At 54.2% G+C, this 17,095-nt stretch carries 8 protein-coding genes; 2 read left to right on the plus strand and 6 right to left on the minus strand.

Annotated features, from left to right (window positions below):
- Nucleotides 1-63: 63 nt before the first annotated feature.
- From GBAG_RS04365 to copA, 4 genes are all read right to left on the minus strand, one after another.
- Nucleotides 64-951, minus strand: coding sequence for an AraC family transcriptional regulator (locus GBAG_RS04365; protein WP_034493764.1), 888 nt, complete (start codon nucleotides 949-951; stop codon nucleotides 64-66).
- A gap of 208 nt (nucleotides 952-1,159) precedes the next feature.
- Nucleotides 1,160-1,639, minus strand: a complete 480-nt coding sequence (gene ybaK, locus GBAG_RS04370) for a Cys-tRNA(Pro)/Cys-tRNA(Cys) deacylase YbaK (RefSeq protein WP_034493765.1) — start codon at nucleotides 1,637-1,639, stop codon at nucleotides 1,160-1,162.
- Between the two features lie 208 nt (nucleotides 1,640-1,847).
- Entirely contained in the window at nucleotides 1,848-2,648 is an 801-nt protein-coding gene (locus GBAG_RS04375; RefSeq protein WP_034493766.1) for a TraB/GumN family protein, read from the minus strand.
- A gap of 131 nt (nucleotides 2,649-2,779) precedes the next feature.
- Nucleotides 2,780-5,287, minus strand: coding sequence for a copper-exporting P-type ATPase CopA (gene copA / locus GBAG_RS04380; protein ID WP_034493767.1), 2,508 nt, complete (start codon nucleotides 5,285-5,287; stop codon nucleotides 2,780-2,782).
- Nucleotides 5,288-5,603: 316 nt separating this feature from the next.
- Between copA and GBAG_RS04385 the strand changes: the two genes are divergently transcribed.
- Both GBAG_RS04385 and cueR read left to right on the plus strand, forming a co-directional pair.
- Entirely contained in the window at nucleotides 5,604-15,098 is a 9,495-nt protein-coding gene (locus tag GBAG_RS04385) for an autotransporter-associated beta strand repeat-containing protein (RefSeq protein WP_034493768.1), read from the plus strand.
- Nucleotides 15,099-15,164: 66 nt separating this feature from the next.
- A complete protein-coding gene (gene cueR / locus GBAG_RS04390) occupies nucleotides 15,165-15,566 on the plus strand; it encodes a Cu(I)-responsive transcriptional regulator (protein ID WP_034493769.1) in 402 nt (133 codons plus the stop codon).
- 64 nt (nucleotides 15,567-15,630) lie between these two features.
- On the opposite strand, the gene GBAG_RS04395 is transcribed toward cueR, so the two are convergent.
- Nucleotides 15,631-16,077: an NfeD family protein gene (locus GBAG_RS04395; protein WP_034493770.1), complete on the minus strand. Its 447-nt coding sequence runs from the start codon at nucleotides 16,075-16,077 to the stop codon at nucleotides 15,631-15,633.
- Nucleotides 16,074-16,988 carry an SPFH domain-containing protein gene (locus tag GBAG_RS04400; protein ID WP_034493771.1) on the minus strand — a complete coding sequence of 305 codons (915 nt, stop codon included), beginning with the start codon at nucleotides 16,986-16,988 and terminating at the stop codon, nucleotides 16,074-16,076. Before GBAG_RS04400 ends, GBAG_RS04395 begins: the two co-directional genes overlap by 4 nt.
- Nucleotides 16,989-17,095: the final 107 nt, after the last annotated feature.

The raw sequence follows: 17,095 nt of genomic DNA on the forward strand, positions 1-17,095 counted from the left end.
CCCCCAGGAGAGGGGATCACTTCTTTACTCCCTCTCCTTGGGGAGAGGGCCAGGGTGAGGGCGCTATTTCAACGGCAACAAAATATCGGTCTGCTGCGCATGTTCCGGGTGGTTTTTATCCAGCTCCAGGTAGCGGAAATAGACCGGAAAATCACGTAACTCCTCACCGCTATTGGGCAACCATTGGCGATAAAGATAGTAAACGCTATCGCTGATTCGCTCATAAGCGCCAACATGCCGAACCACCGCGCAACGCCCGCCGGGCAGCTTTTTGCTGATAACGCCCTGTGGATTTTCAGGCACCAGACCGTTCGCCTCCGGGATTAGCTCGCCACACACATCAAAACGAAACTCCTCACCTGGCGTGGTGGCGGGATCGCTGTAAGGCACACCGTACGTTCCTTGCGTGATGTAGTCCGAAAGTCCTGATTCTTTGCGCCATTCGATAAAACTTGCGACCGTATTATTGACGCGCATCGGGTCGCCAAGATGTTCCAGCACCGCGACATCCATCGGTTCGACAGTAATAATTTTCACGTCCATATTTTCTAACCTCTGCTGATTTTCCCGTCCGGGAAATTGAAAATGTACTTGCCAGTCAACCCACACGGGATCTTTGCGAAACTCGACGGGGGTCAGGCCGAAAGTGTTTTTGAAGGCACGGGAAAATGATTCAGGATTTTCAAATCCGGCATCCAGGGCAATATTAATCACTCTTTCCTGCGGATGGCTCACCAACCGGAAAGAGGCCCGTTTCAGCCGCATTAACGTGATGTAACGGCTAATACTGATGCCACAGAATTGACTGAATTGCCGATGGAAATGAAAACGCGAAAAGCAGGCCACTTCGCTCAGTTGCTCGACGGTTAACGGGCTATCAAGATGCTGTTCAATATAGGCAAATACTTGCTCAAAACGTCGGGCGTAAAGCTGGTGTCTGGATTTTTTCATTATTCCTCCCTCAAGGCGTTCACTTTGCCAGTCACTCGTTGCGCCGTCCTGACTGAAATTGCTCTTTTAGGAGGAATATACCCGTCATACTTCAAGTTGCATGTGCGTTGGCTTTCCTCGCTCACCCCAGTCACTTACTTAAGTAAGCTCCCGGGGATTCACTGCGTCGCCGCCTTCCTGCAACTCGAATTATTTTGGGTATAAACCGCTAATCGCGGCGGGCTATTTCGGCAAAAGTAGCCTTCAGCAGTTTTGCCAGATCGGCCGCGGCCAGTTCGATATCCAGCCCACGCTTGCCGCCTGAAACATAGATAGACGAAAATTCCTGAGCAGCGGCATCAATAACTGTAGGCAGCAGTTTCTTCTGCCCCAGCGGGCTGATGCCGCCAACCAGATAACCGGTAATCCGCTGTGCCACCATGGGGTCAGCCATATCCACTTTTTTTGCGCCCAACGCTTTAGCAACTTTTTTTAAGTCGAGCTGCCCGGAAACCGGGGTCACAGCGACCGCCAGATGCTTCATATCACCGTTAATAGCCACGAGCAGCGTTTTGTACACTTGCTCTGCATTGAGGCTGAGTTTACGCACCACCTCATCGCCAAAATTGGTTTCGCTCGGGTCATGATCGTAAGCATGTAACTGAAATGGAACACGGTTTTTTTCGAGAAGTTTTACTGCGGGCGTCATGTCACCTTCTTAGTGCTTTTGTCTGAAAAGCGCACGAATTATTAAGCTGCGTGATATATGTTTTAATTACTATAATCTCACTCAATAGTGATAGCGTTAATGGTCACATTGAGCGACAATTATTCATCTGGTCGTTTATTCGACCAGCATAATTACAACAATATAGAAATTCCTCTTTGACGGGCCGATAGCGATATTGGCCGTTTTTTTATCTGGTTTTCAAGAGCTCAGGCAGATTTCCCTTCCCATAAAGATGCAACGCACCGACGGCGACGACGTAGCGTCCGGCAGGTAACTGCTGCAAAAAATGTTGCCACTCAAGATTACGCCTATGCATAAGAACATCGTATAGCTCATCGCCAAACGTATTGGGCAGCGCCACATTCCCACGCTGCGGCGGAGTTTCCAGCCACCAGCTAATCATCATTTGCAGCAGCCGGGCATTGGTGTGCCAGTGGGTCAACGTATCGGTTAGCAGCGGCATTCCGCCATTGGGTAAACGGGTGAGAATATCAATCTGATGTTCAGCGCCCTCAAGCTCGATAACTGGGATCGCCATGGTTTTTGCCGCTTCCAGCATCTGAAAATCTATCCCGTAATTCGCCCGTAACCCCAGTCGCTGCGCCTGATGAGCTTGCAGCACCAGCGCAATTTGCCAGGCGGGCTGGGTTTCAATCTGGCTCAGGGGGATATCCAGTTCCTGAATTAACGACACGACTTGCGCCCAGTTTTCGGCAGACAAGCGCTGTTCGAGAGGAAGCTCGTTGGATTGTTGCGGGAAAGGAGAACCACTTTGGGTGATATCTGCTTCGACAATCAGCGCATCCGCGTCTCTGAGCTTGTCGATGAGCTTTTCGGACAGCGGCGACATATCGCGCGTGCCCATGTGAATACTGCCAACCAGATGCAGATGGCGATCGCCGGGCAGAACAATATCCAGAGCAGGCCAGGGATAGTGGGGAGTTGAAAGGCTTGAAAACAATGCGGTAATTCGCGATAGCAGACCCATTTGCAGATTCCCTGGCTAAAAAGTCATGCTACCGCTGCGATGAGTCGGGTGCAAATTTCCCCACGGTTTTTACACCGTGGGGAAGGTCGTTGTGTTTTCGTCGTCCGGATAGGCGTAGCGCCATCCGACATTCAGTCCTTCGGCTTAAAGCGCAGCAGGCGGTTAGCGTTACTGACTACCGTAATCGACGACAGTGCCATCGCCGCGCCTGCCACTACCGGGTTGAGCAACGTTCCGGTCAGCGGATACAAAATCCCGGCGGCAATTGGGATCCCCAGCGTGTTGTAGATAAACGCGCCTACCAGATTCTGCTTCATGTTGCGCAGCGTGGCTTTGGAAATCGCCAGCGCATCGGCGACACCCACCAGGCTGTGGCGCATCAGCGTGATTGCAGCGGTTTCGATAGCCACATCGCTGCCGCCGCCCATGGCAATCCCCACTTCGGCTTGCGCAAGCGCAGGCGCATCGTTTATCCCGTCACCGACCATAGCGACCTGGCGGCCCTGTTGTTGCAGCTTTTTAATCGCTTCGGCTTTGCCATCCGGCAATACACCTGCAATCACTTCGTCGATGCCTGCTTCTTTAGCGATGGCGTTAGCGGTCGTTGGGTTATCGCCAGTCAACATCACCAGGCGATAACCGTTACGATGTAAGCGTTGCAGCGCGCTGACGCTATCGGCACGAAGCGGGTCACGAATCGCAAACAGTGCCGCGAGTTTGCCGTCGACTGCCAACAGAACCGGTGTGGCGCCACGGCTTGCCTGGGCTTCAATCTCTGCGTCCAAAGCTGTGGTATCGACGTTTTGTTCAACCAGCAGCGCTTTGTTCCCGAGTAATAACTGACGCCCTTCGATTTCACCGCTAACACCCAGCCCGCGCAAAGTGCGGAACGCATTCACCTGCGGCAATTCCACGCCTGCGGTTTTATCGAGAATCGCACGTGCCAGCGGGTGGCTTGAGCCTTGTTCCAGTGCGCCTGCCAGCCTTAATGCCTCACTCTCTGACCAGCCGTTGTCATTGCTCATCGCGACAACCTGCGGCTTGCCTTCGGTCAGCGTACCGGTTTTGTCAAACACGATGGTATCGAGCGTGCTGGCGCGTTGCAGGGCATCGGCATCACGTACCAACACGCCAAACTCCGCGGCACGACCCACACCAGAAATAATCGACATCGGCGTTGCCAGGCCGAGCGCACAAGGACAGGCAATAATCAGCACCGTCGTGGCAATCACCAGCGTATAAACAATTTGCGGAGCCGGGCCGAAGAAGTACCAGATGGCGGCGCTAAACAGCGCAATCAGTACCACAACCGGAACAAATACCGCCGAGATTTTATCCGCCAGTTGGCCGATTTCCGGCTTGCTGCTTTGCGCCTGGCGCACCATACGAATGATGCGTGAAAGCGTTGTATGGTTGCCGGTGGCGGTGGCGCGGAACAATACGCTGCCGTCTTGCACCACCGTGCCCGCATGAATCGGTTCGTCGTTCGATTTTTGCTGCGGCACCGGCTCGCCGGTCAGCATCGCTTCATCAAACCACGCCTCGCCCTGGGTGATTTCCCCATCAACCGGCACGCGATCACCCGTGGTTAAACGCAGAATCATGCCTGCGGTCACTTCTGCCAGCGGCAGCGTCTTTTCGCCTTCTTCGGTGACGACGCGCGCCGTCGGCGGGGTTAAATCCAGCAGGCGTTCCAGCGCTTTAGATGAGCGTTGGCGTGCGCGTTGCTCCAGCATATGCCCGAGGTTTATCAGGCCGATAATCATGGCGCTGGCTTCGTAATAAAGGTGGCGAGCTTCCATCGGGAAGTGCTGCGGCCAGATATTCACGGTAATGGAATAAATCCATGCCGCGCCGGTTCCCAGGGCTACCAGCGTGTCCATGGTGGCGGTTTTATTGAGCAAACTGCGCCATGCGCTGCGGTAGAAGTGCCCACCAGCGAAGACCATCACGCCTAAAGTGACCAGGCCGATTGCCAACCATATTGAACGATTGTCATCGGTGACCATCATGTTGTCGCCAAACATTCCCCAAATCATGACCGGGATGCCGACGGCCAGCGCCAGAATCGCCTGCCAGCGGAAGCGTTTAACGGCAGCGTTGGCGGTTTCTTGCTGGCGTTCGCGGCGTTTCGCATCGTCTTCGATGGCTTCAGCGCCATAGCCAACACTTTCTACCGCTTTAACTAAAGATTCGGCGGAGGCAGTGCCCATAATCAGGGCGCTGCGCTCGGCAAGGTTTACCCGCGCAAGGCTGACACCAGGGACGTTTTGCAACGCACTTTGTACCCGGGTCACGCAACTTGCACAGCTCATCCCGTTGATCAACAACTGTTGGCTATCGTCGTTATCTTCGGTGGCTGCCGGAAGCGAGGGATTAGCCGCTGTCAGTGCTTCCGACGGGATTGATGACTCTGTCAGCGGATCAGACTTTGGGTGGCTGGCCGCTGTCGCTTCGTACCCGGCTTGTTTCACGGTGTTGATAAGCTCATCAACGGATGCCGTTCCGGTCACGCTGGCGTGAGTTTGTGTGACATCAGCCTGCTCAACGTCAGGGCGCTGCTCCAGGCTTTCTTTAACGCGTTTGACGCAGTGGCCACAGGTCAAACCATCAAGGTTTAGATCGATAACATGAGACATTTTCAGACTCCTTTTTTGAAAGTAAGGTAAGCGTAAACCTTCCCCTCAGGGGAAGGTCAAGCGATGCAGTTTAATATTTCTGGTTATTTCCCGTGTCATGCCTTGATAAATAACCGTTACCCGCTTTCGGACATCTATTTGCATCATATTTTCAAAGCATTATGTGAGGCAGTATGAGTTAAGTAATACTTTTTCTCCTGCCAGCTTTTCATTGCACCGCCATGTACTACTGTTACTTAAAGTATTTCGACACGTGTTTGTCGTTGTCTTTATGTTTCAGCGCGTTATTACTTTTGTGGCCATGCAGAGATTGCTTATGAATAATATATATCGATTAGTCTGGAGCCATGTTGCCAACAGCTATATTGCCGTTGCAGAAATATCCCGGGGTGGGAAAAAAGGGAGCAAAACGGGGCGGGGTGGGAAAAAGTTATTAGCAGCGGCGCTCGTGCTAACCGGGAGTTATACAAGCTACGCCATTGCGGACGATGTGACATGGATAACCGCGTATCCCACTTATTTATTCCCGGAAAATCAGGGGATTAATTACGATACCGTTCGTGATACCGGATTTGCCTTCACGATTGATAATCAAGTTCAGCCAAACCACTATATTCCAGGTACCGTCCTGAATATCAATGGCCCAATACCGTTTATTGCCGCCGGTTCTAACGGTGCGAGCACTGGCGTCACCGTGCTCAATGCGCTGCCGGGCGGCTCAGGGACTGACCCTGACCGCATCACCGTTATTGAGGCAACAGATTCGACAGGTGCCGCCACCACGATAACTGAAGCCAATATTAGCCAGTACACCTATTCCCCATCTCCGGCTGTTCCACAAGAAAGTCAGGAACTGAATGTTGAAGTTCCGGGCCTGGACGGCAGCTACCAGGTGGTCAGTGTTTATGATTCATCGACTTTTATTTCCGCCGATGACACCGCCGTAAGCGCAATGGTTTTACCCGTTTATGATCATAATTCTATTCGTATCTTTAATAATTTTGGTATTGCCTCAGTGGCGTCAACGGGTGGACAGGCCAATATCAATGTCGGTTCGAGCGATACCACCACGCCTATTTCAGCCGCTGCCAATACCATTAATTTACTGACCAAAAACTCTGTGCTGGCGAAAGCTGATGGCAGCGCGGGTGTTGCCAGCAGCACGCAGTGGCTTTCGGATAACTATATTGTTTTCCGTCCGGCGATTGTGCTTCAAAGCGATACACAACAGCTTGGTGCGCAAAGTGCAAAATACGATTTCACTATCACGCTGCCCAACTACGAGCAAATTGGGCCGCGAGTAGTTTTGCTGGGAAATAAAACATTCACCATTAACTCATCGTCTGATATCGCAGAGGTTAATGATTTCCTGGTAGGCCAGGGGGATTATGCCGGCAAGCCGCAAATCCAGTACTGGCTGACGGCGGGGGCCTCGGTCAACGGCGAAGTCATTGACTCAACGGTTGAAGCGCAAAATACCTACGACGCGATTATTACCGGAATGCTGGCGCAAGAGGAAAACACCAGCATCAATCTGACCTATCACGTTTGGGATGACAAAAGCGGGCACACCAATAACGCAACGCTTGGCTCCGGGGATTTAAACGTAATTTATGCCACCGGAGGCAATGCTTCAGGGCTGGTCATGGCTGATGGCAGCCTCGCCGTGGATGGTGCCTCAGCGGTCATGCGCGCCGATACGAACGCGATTATCACTAACGACGGTGCGATCAACGCATGGCGTAGCAGCGGCAGCAGCCCAACGTCAGTCGGCATGTTGACCACTAACGCCCGCGCAATCAACAACGGCACATTGAACGCCGGGTTGTTTATTGAAAAGGACGGCAACAATCAAAATGTCTCTAACGCGGGCAGCGTGGGGATGCAGGGTAGCGGCACCAGTACATTAACCAACAATGGTCATATTAATGTCGCGATAACAGATACCACCACCAACAATGCGCGCGGGATCAGCGCATCGGGTACGACGGCTGTCACCAACGCTGCCGACGCCACCATTGCGCTGGTGGGCAATAGCAAGAATGCAGGCGGGAGAGCGGGCGGGTACGGTATCTTCCTGCAAGATGGCGCGACATTGACGAACGCGGGGAATATCTACCTCGGCGTGACGCCTGTTTTCGATGCCACCGCGCCAACGCCAGTTCCGATGACGGGCGGCGATCTTTCTGCGGGTATTCACACGCAAAGTTCCGGGGCGGTAAATAACACCGGCACTATCACGCTGGAAGAAAATATCCGTAACGCTGCCGGGATTTCCGTGCAGGGTGCGACCGGGGCGATAACCAACAACGGCACAATTAATGTTTTAGGGAAGCTGACTAACGGTTCGGCGGCGGCAAACTATGGCCTGAATGTTGCCGACAACACCGGCACCGTGACGCACAACGGCGATATTAACGTTGATGGTGATAACAACATCGCCATTAACGTGCTGGCGCAAAAAGCAGGGGCGACAGTCAGTTCGACGGATGGCAGCACTATTACTGTAGGGACCGCCGGGGATACCGGGGGTAGCGACGGGCAACCGTATACTTATCGCAATTATGCGGTTTACGCCGAAGGGCTGAATACACAACATGCCCAGGTTAACCTGAACTCCACCATTCGTTTGTTATCGGCCGGGGCAATTGGTGTTCACGCGCGCGGAGATGCGCAAATTGATATTAATGCTGACTCAACGCTCACCTTTGAAAACACCCAACAGATGGGCTACTACGCCTGGGGCAATGAAGCGCAAATTAATATCGGCAGCGCGGCTATCAATGATAACGGCCAGAAAGATTCGATATTATTCGCGGTAGACCATGGCGCGACGTTTGCTGGCAGCGGGTCGGCGGCGGGTTATCAACTGACTGTTTCCGGCGAAAATGCGACCGGGATATTCGCCAACGGTCTGGATGAAAACAGCGGGACTAAAACGACACTCGATACCGGTACGGCGAAAATTAACGTCAATGGTAATGGTGCCATCGGGGTAAAAGTCACCGGTGGCGCGCAAGGGACAATTAGTGATGGCGGCATTGTATTAGGTGGGAATAACACCACAGCCGTTGTGCTTGATGGGCGTAATTACAATATCGACAGTACCATCGACCCCGAAGAATTAATTACGCTCGTTACATCGAATGCGGCGACGACAACGCTTTCTTCGCAAAGCGGTATTACCGGTTACAACGTTTCGCACCTCGGGCAATTAACTCTTAATGGCACGGGGATTGCGTTAAATGGAACGAACAGTACCGGGATCCTTCTGCACGATAATGGCTCGGCGATTGTGAACGCGCCGGTCAGCGTTTTGGGTACCAATAATATTGGCGTCAATATCCAGAACAACGGAGTGCTGACCAATAACAATACGATTAGCGTGAGCGGCGCGACCGGTAGCGGCAATGTTGGGTTGCGCGTCGGTGGGGCGAATGCGGTGGTGAACCGTCTTGGCACCGTTAATGCCACTGGCGGGTTGGCGGCAGTACAGTTAATTGGTACGGGTGCGAATCTGACGGTCAACGGAACGGGCAATCATATCACCGCCTCCGGTGGCGCCGATGGCGTGAGAATGGACTCCGGCGCGACATCATTTACCGCGACCGATACGGTTATTGATATTTCTGGCAGCGGTGCCGGGATTAATAACAACGCTGACACCTCGAACATCAACCTTAATGGCGTAACGATTAACGCCTCCAATGGCCCGGCGATCCGCACGGCGGTCACGTTTAGTGCGGCGGGTGCCGGTAACACGCTAAACGTTTCCGGAAACGGCCAGGGCTTTGCCTTTATGAATGCGAACGGCGACCCAACGACCGGGAATCTCACCATTGATAACGGCTACACCATCAACGGTGATGGCGCGGGCAGCGTCGGGATTCTGGCAAGAACATCAGATAACGTGACGTCTGGCGCGACCATCAATATGGCGGCGGGCGCAGGGTCAGCAATTGTCGCAACCGATGGTGTGGCGGGCGCCAGCCGTACCATCACGAACACCGGTAATATTACCAGTCTGGGCGCGGGCGCCCCTGTCATTGATGCGTCAGGCAGCGGCAATACCACCGTGAATAACAGCGGCTCGTTGTTGGCGGCTGATGCCACGGCGCAGGCGATTTTGACCGGGGATGGCAACGACGTAGTGGCATTGAGCGGTGCGGGTGCGAATACCCGTGGCGAAATTGTGTTAGGCAGCGGTAACGACCAGTTTAGCTGGACGGCGGGCGCGTATACCGGCGGCGTCACCTTTACCGGTGGGGATGGTAACGACAGCGCCACGCTTGGCGATGTGTCCCTGGCAAACGTCACGCACATTCTCAGCGAAGGCGGCACCAATAATACGTTGACGCTCAACGGGACGCATCAGGGAACCGCCCCTGCGTTATTGGGAAGTTTTACCGCGGACGACCTGGTAAAAGGCACCAATATTGGCACCGGCTGGAGCACCTTGACCCTGGATGGCGATGCCACCGATGCGCGTATTGTTGATGACCTGACGCTCTCGGGCGCTCAGGCAATCAACATCAACAACGGCGCAACGCTGCGCTCGGGCGACAGCGCGTCGACACCCGGTGATGCTACCCTGCATAACTACAATGTTTCTACTTCCGGCGCGACGAGCCTGCTCTCTTTTGATGGCGCTGGCGACCAGATTTACAGCGGTATTATCAGCGGCAGCGGCGGAATGGAACGCATCGGCGCGGGTAAAACCACGCTGCTTGGCGAGAACACTTACACCGGAAATACCTGGATCGGCGCAGGGGCAGAATTGGCGCTCGGTGACGGCGGAACGGTGGGGAGTTTGTCCCAAACAACTAACATCACCGACGACGGTATTCTGACTATTGATCGTTCTGACGATATTCTTCTTAACGGTGTGATTTCGGGTAGTGGTGCGTTCCATCAGGATGGAGCAGGCACGACGCGTCTTGGTGGAGCCAATGCCTGGACGGGCGCTACTGAAGTAAACCAGGGCACGTTGTTGGTTAAGGGCAATCAAAGCCTGGCAACTGGCCTGACAACCGTTCATACCAATGCGGCATTAGGCGGGACGGGAACTATCGGCGGCGATGTCGTCTTTGATGCGCTTACCCGGCTGACTCCGGGGGATGGCGGCGTCGGCACCTTAACCATCAATAAAAATCTCACATTATCAAACACGACGAACAGCCAGTTTGAACTCGGCCAGCCTTACGTGCCCGGCGGTTCGCTCAACGATTTGGTTGAGGTCAAAGGGAATTTGACCCTCGATGGGGTGCTGGATGTTGCACTGACGGATGGTGGCGACTTCCTGCCAGGTGTGTATCGCCTGTTTAATTATGGCGGCACGCTGCTCAACAATGTGATGACGATTGGCTCACTCCCGCCAAATGACGCGAATAATTACGCGATTCAGACCAACATCGCCAAACAGGTCAACCTGGTGCTTAACTTCGTTGATCCTAGCCGCCAGCTACAGTACTGGGATGGCGATAACGATGCAGTCGCCGAAAACCATGGTGACGGAACCTCGGGTAATAATAAGGTCGATGGTGGTTTTGGTTATTGGACAAGACAGATTTCGGGTACCAGCAATAACTGGACGCAAAGTGATGGGGACGGTAATGCGCCGTGGGCGCAGGATGCGTTTGCGGTCTTCCAGGGGCAAGCTAACGAAGTCCGCGTGAGTAACGCCTTCGGTACGGTTCTTACCTCTGGCATGCAATTTACCTCCAATGGCTACATTCTCAACGCCGACCCGGCTCGGCCAGATTCGCAACTGCAATTTACTGCCACCAATCCTCCTGGCGACTTCCCGCCGGATAATAGTTACGAAGCGCAAGGTGCCACACATGCTGACAGCTATTTTGCGATACGAGTAGGGGATGGCGCGACAGGGGCAAATATCACCACCGTCATTAATGTCGACCTGGTTCAGAATGATCTGGCTGATGGCAATATCCGTTTGTTAAAAACAGATCCTGGTCGTCTTATCCTGACGGGGGATAACCTGTTTACCGGCGGGGTTGAAGTGTGGAACGGTACGCTCAACATCACCAATGACAGCGCCCTGGGCGCGACCAGCAATTCAGTGCTATTGAAAAATGGGGCGACTTTCCAGGCGGGGGCCACCCTGAGTACCCCGCGATTGTTCTTCGTCGACGGTACGTATGGCGGTGCGTTGGATGTATTCGCCAACACGTTCACACCCGGCGGCGTGATTGGTGGCGATGGCCCATTGACCATCAAAGACACCTTCGGCGGTGCCAACAATGGCCTACTGGAGCTCGGGGTGGCGAACACCTATCAGGGTAACACCACCATTATTGGCAAAAATGGTAACGGGCAGTTGACGGTTAACGCCAATACCACGGGTGCATTTGGTAAAGCTGACAGCCAGATCTCAATGACCAATCTTGCGCTCGTAAACCTCAACAACTCCGCTTCTGGACAGACGCACACCTTTGCAGTCAACAATTCCACTCTGGCGTTTAATGACATCGCAGGAGCGGGGCAAAGCACTATTAATCTGACCAACAGCGGTAACGCGGAATTTAACGGCAACAGCCAGGGCAACAATACCAACGTCACGGTCGATGCCACTTCACGCCTGGCGCTGAACGAAAACGCAGACGCAGGTTCCGCGACCGTCACCAACAGCGGACAAGTCACGTTTGCTGACAGCGCCCAGGGCGCAGGGGCGGTGATCTCCAACCTTGCTGGCGGGCTGGTGGACATCAGCGCGGCGCTGGCAAGCACCTCGGTCGGTTCGTTATCGGGTGCGGGTAACGTGGTTCTTGGCGCGGCAACACTGGTCGAAGGGGCGTTAAGTCGTAACGACACCATCAGCGGCATTATCAGCGGCAGCGGAAATCTGGTGAAAACCGGCAGCGGCACGCTAAATCTCACCGCCGACAATACTTGGACTGGCACCGCCAACGCACAACAGGGCGTACTGCTGATAAACGGTAATCAAGCCGCAGCAACCGGAAAAACTACCGTCAACAGTGGCGCAACTCTCGGCGGTGCGGGCGTGCTGGGTGGCAGCGTAGAAGTTGATAACGGCGGTCATCTGGCGGCGGGCCAGGATCTTGCAAGCGTTGGCGTACTGGAGATGGGCGCATTAACGCTCAACCAGGATTCGCAGGTCGACTTCCAGTTCGGCAGGCCGTTTACCGTCGGCGGCTCACTTAACGATCTGATTAATATCAATGGCGACCTTAACCTTAACGGCAAACTGAATATTACCCAGACACCGGGCGGATCCTTTGATGTCGGCGTTTATCGCGTCTTCAACTACACCGGCGCGCTGACCGACAACATCCTGGATATTGGCACAGCGCCTGCGGCGGCAGACGATCTCTACGTGCAAACGTCCATTGATGGCCAGGTTAACCTGGTGAACCGTACGGGAGCGGTCATGCGCTTCTGGGACGGGGCGGGTGGCACGGGGGGATCGCTTAAAAACAACGGCGTGATTAACGGCGGCGATGGCATCTGGCAAAACAACACCGGCAACGACAACTGGACCACCGATGTCACCACGCCAGATGGCCGCTTTAATACGCCATACAGCAACGGATCGTTTGCCGTGTTTGGCGGCGAGGCGGGGAATGTCACGGTTGACACCAGCCTTGGTGAAGTGGCCATCAGCGGGGCGCAATTTACCACCAACGGCTATGTGATTGGTGGCGATAACATCACCACGCATACCGCCGACACGGTGATTCGCGTTGGCGACGGTACTCTTCTGGGTGCGCGTTACACCGCGACCATTAACTCCGTTATCGACGGAGAAGGCGGTATCAATAAAGCCGATCTCGGTACGTTAATCCTGGGTGGCAACAACCAATACCAGGGCGGAACACAAGTCAGCGGCGGGGTACTGCAAGTTTCTGCCGACAATAATCTGGGGGCCGCGGGAACGGGAATTGGCCTGAGCGGCGGGACATTACGCTACGGCGCGGCGTTCGATACCGCGCGGGTGGTCACGCTTTCAAACGGTGGCGGGGCGGTTGATACCAACGGTAATTCAGTTTCGCTGCTCAGTGCAGTCACCGGCAGCGGCACCTTAACCAAACAGGGCGACGGTAAACTGACGCTGACGCAAGACAGCACATTTGACGGGCAAACGACTATCCGCAACGGCACATTGCAATTGGGCAACGGCGGAACCGGGGGCAGCGTCGGCGGCGATATTGTCGATGACGCGACTTTGGCGATTAACCGCTCTGATAACGTAACCCTCAACGGCAATATTTCTGGCAGCGGGCAAGTCTTGCAGCAAGGCAGCGGCACCACTTTCCTCAATGGCAGAAATACCTGGAGCGGCATTACACTTGTGGAGAAAGGCACATTAGCGGCAGCGAGCCGCAATAGCTTCAGCCGTCAATCAGCACATATTGTCAGCAGCGGGGCGACGCTTGATACCGGCGGCCACAACCAGACCGTGGCTAATCTGGTGAACCAGGGCACGGTAAATCTGCGTGGCGGTGATGTCGGTTCAACATTGACCGTCAACGGCGATTACGTCGGGCTGAATGGCACGTTGAAAATTGCCGCACAGCAACACAGCCCTGGCGTTGCCGACCATCTGGTGATCAACGGCGGTACGGCTACAGGCAGCACGCTGCTGGATATTGACGTCAGTCAGCTCGGCGAACCGACCACGGGCGACGGTATCCTGGTGGTCGAAGCGGTGAATGGTGCGACGACGACGGCGCAAACCACCAAAGATGCCTTTAATATCGGCGGCGATGTGCTCACCGCCGGAGCCTGGGAATACCAGCTGTTTGCCGGAAACCAACAGGGCGCAGGTGAAGACTGGTTCTTACGCGCAGGTTATCGCCCGGATGTTCCTGGATTCGACACGCTCGGGGCGATTATCCGCCAGGCCGATTTGGCCGTGCTTGGCACACTTCACCAGCGAGTTGGCGACGAGCAACCGTGGCAGGCAGGAGTCCCTGAAGATCAGGACGGCCGATTCTGGGCGCGTTACATCGTGAAATCGGTCGATCAGAAACATGACGATCCGACCCAATCCCAGAGCAGCACTAACTATAACGGTATGCAAATGGGGCTGGATCTCTATCAGGACGATAAATGGCGTGCCGGTTTGTACACCACCTTTATGGATATCGACAGCTCCATCAATGGCATTACCGGGATGAGCGGCGGTGCGGCGTACAACTCGACCTTCTCGTCTTATTTGGGTGGTTACGGTACCTGGACGGACACCAACGGTTTCTATGTCGATAACGTCTTGCAGTATGGTTATCACTCCGTTGACCTGAAAAATATGAACGACCGGGAGACTTACAACCCTGACGGCAACTCGTTTGTGGCGTCGGTCGAGGTCGGCAAACCGTGGCAGCTTTGGAACAGTAACTGGCTGATTGAACCGCAGGCGCAGCTCATCTATCAATACAGCGACTTTGATGACGTGACGCTAAAAGACCCGGCAAGAACTAAAGTGTCGGTTGAGGCTGACGGTGCGGTGATCGGTCGTCTCGGCGTGCGTCTGGCGGCGGATTACGACACCGATTACGGCAAAGTAAAACCGTATATTCGGGTTAACTACTGGCAGGAATTGTCGGACGGACAAGATAGCGTGACGTACCGCAATACGGCAAACAGCGCCGGGGCCACGAAAATTGATGCCAATCAGCGCTTCCAGACCACCGAAGCCGCAGTGGGAGCGACCTGGGCCGTGACCGCAGAAGTGCAGACTTATACTGAAGTGGGCAAAACCTGGGATAACGGCGGCGATACTCAAGTGGACTCTGATATCTCCGCATCGGTTGGTATAAAAATTCGCTTCTGATAAAACCCCCTGCGCCCAACCGAGGGCAGGGGTTATACTTCCGTCGACGGAAATTCAGGAGGAAACATGAACATCAGTGATGTTGCGAAAAAAACCGGCTTAACCAGCAAAGCGATTCGTTTTTACGAAGAGAAAGGTCTGGTTACAGCGCCGCTGCGTTCTGACAACGGCTACCGGAGCTATACGCAAAAGCATCTGGATGAGCTGACGTTACTGCGCCAGGCCCGCCAGGTGGGCTTTAATCTTGAAGAATGCCGTGAACTGGTGAATCTGTTCAACGATCCGGCCCGCCATAGTGCTGACGTGAAAGCGCGCACTTTGCAGAAAGTCGCAGACATCGAAAAGGTGATTTCGGAGCTTCAGGGAATGCGCCAACAGTTGATGGCGCTGGCGGATTCATGCCCTGGAGACGACAGCGCGGATTGCCCGATTATTAATAATCTTGCGGGCTGCTGCCATAAACAATAGATGGTTGTAGGCGGTGTAGCAGTTGTAGGTCGGATAAGCGTAGCGTCATCCGACAAAGCCCGACCTAAAGCGCCTGTATTTTCAACGTAATACCTTCAACTGCGGTCACAATCACTTCTGTGCCTGCCGTTAAATCGCTGTCTGCCATGACTGGCCATGAGCTATCTGCAACGCGGATATGGCCGCGGCCATTCACCAGCGTATTTTCCAGCCGCAAACGGCGGCCAACCAACTGATGGCCGCGCTGATTGAGCACTTCGCCGGGTTCTTGCTGTTTACGCGTCGAGAGCCAGCGCCACCACAGAAAGGCCGCAACCAGTGTGAGAATCGCAAAGCACACGCCTTGCCATTCCCAACCGAGCGGCACAATCCACACCAGTAAACCGGTGAGTACAGCCGCCACTCCGCTCCACAGCAAATAACCGCTGGCGCCGAGCATTTCAGCCGCCAGCAGCAAGCCGCCCAGCGTGAGCCAGAAGATATGCGAGTGGGTAAACAGCAGGGCTATCATTTTTTACGCTCGGTACCGCTTTGTGCGATAAGTTCGCTGATACCGGCAATTGAGCCCATCAGGCTGGTGGCGTCGAGCGGCATCAACACCACTTTGCTGTTATTGGCCGAACCAATCTGTTGCAGCGCGTCGGTATATTTCTGGGCGACGAAGTAGTTAATCGCCTGAATATCACCAGCAGCAATAGCTTCAGAAACCATTTTCGTCGCCGCTGCTTCTGCTTCAGCACTACGCTCACGGGCTTCCGCCTGCAAGAACGCGGACTGGCGTTCACCTTCAGCTTTCAGGATCTTCGACTGCTTATCACCTTCGGCCTTCACGATTTCAGCCTGACGGATCCCTTCGGCTTCCAGAATATAAGCACGCTTGGTTCGTTCGGCTTTCATCTGCGCATTCATCGCATCAATCAATTCAGCCGGTGGGCGAACATCGCGAATCTCGATACGGGTGATTTTGATGCCCCATGGATTGGTCGCTTCATCCACGATATGCAGCAGACGGGTGTTGATGTTGTCGCGCTGCGACAGCATTTCGTCCAGTTCCATCGAACCCAGCACGGTACGAATGTTAGTCATGGTGAGGTTCATGATTGCCAGCTCAAGATTACTGACTTCATACGCCGCGCGCGGGGCATCGACAACCTGAATAAAGCACACCGCGTCAATGGCGACGTTGGCGTTATCTTTGGAAATGATTTCCTGGGAAGGGATATCCAGCACTTGCTCCATCATATTGATTTTGCGGCCAATGCGGTCCATAAACGGCACCACAAGGCTTAAGCCTGGCATCAGAGTTTTGGTATAACGGCCAAAGCGTTCTACGGTCCATTGGTAGCCCTGCGGCACGATTTTTACCCCGGCGCCGACGATAATCAGCGCGACGAGGATCAGTACGGGAATGACGATTAACATCAAAAAAACCTCCATTGTTTATTTGATGTAAGTCTAACCCCTAACGCAGAAACATTCAGCGACTTCCTGGTCTGAATTAACCCAACGGTTTTTTCAGCGTCTTCCGA

This window comes from Buttiauxella agrestis ATCC 33320 (genome assembly GCF_000735355.1).
Classification (GTDB): Bacteria; Pseudomonadota; Gammaproteobacteria; order Enterobacterales; family Enterobacteriaceae; genus Buttiauxella; species Buttiauxella agrestis.

What these genes read in the sequence shown, in the direction of transcription:
- ybaK (WP_034493765.1), bottom strand. Translation starts at nt 1,639, where the DNA reads ATGACGCCCGCAGTAAAACTTCTCGAAAAAAACCGTGTTCCATTTCAG.
- GBAG_RS04365 (WP_034493764.1), bottom strand. Translation starts at nt 951, where the DNA reads ATGAAAAAATCCAGACACCAGCTTTACGCCCGACGTTTTGAGCAAGTA.
- GBAG_RS04395 (WP_034493770.1), bottom strand. Translation starts at nt 16,077, where the DNA reads ATGATAGCCCTGCTGTTTACCCACTCGCATATCTTCTGGCTCACGCTG.
- cueR (WP_034493769.1), top strand. Translation starts at nt 15,165, where the DNA reads ATGAACATCAGTGATGTTGCGAAAAAAACCGGCTTAACCAGCAAAGCG.
- GBAG_RS04400 (WP_034493771.1), bottom strand. Translation starts at nt 16,988, where the DNA reads ATGTTAATCGTCATTCCCGTACTGATCCTCGTCGCGCTGATTATCGTC.
- GBAG_RS04385 (WP_034493768.1), top strand. Translation starts at nt 5,604, where the DNA reads ATGAATAATATATATCGATTAGTCTGGAGCCATGTTGCCAACAGCTAT.
- GBAG_RS04375 (WP_034493766.1), bottom strand. Translation starts at nt 2,648, where the DNA reads ATGGGTCTGCTATCGCGAATTACCGCATTGTTTTCAAGCCTTTCAACT.
- copA (WP_034493767.1), bottom strand. Translation starts at nt 5,287, where the DNA reads ATGTCTCATGTTATCGATCTAAACCTTGATGGTTTGACCTGTGGCCAC.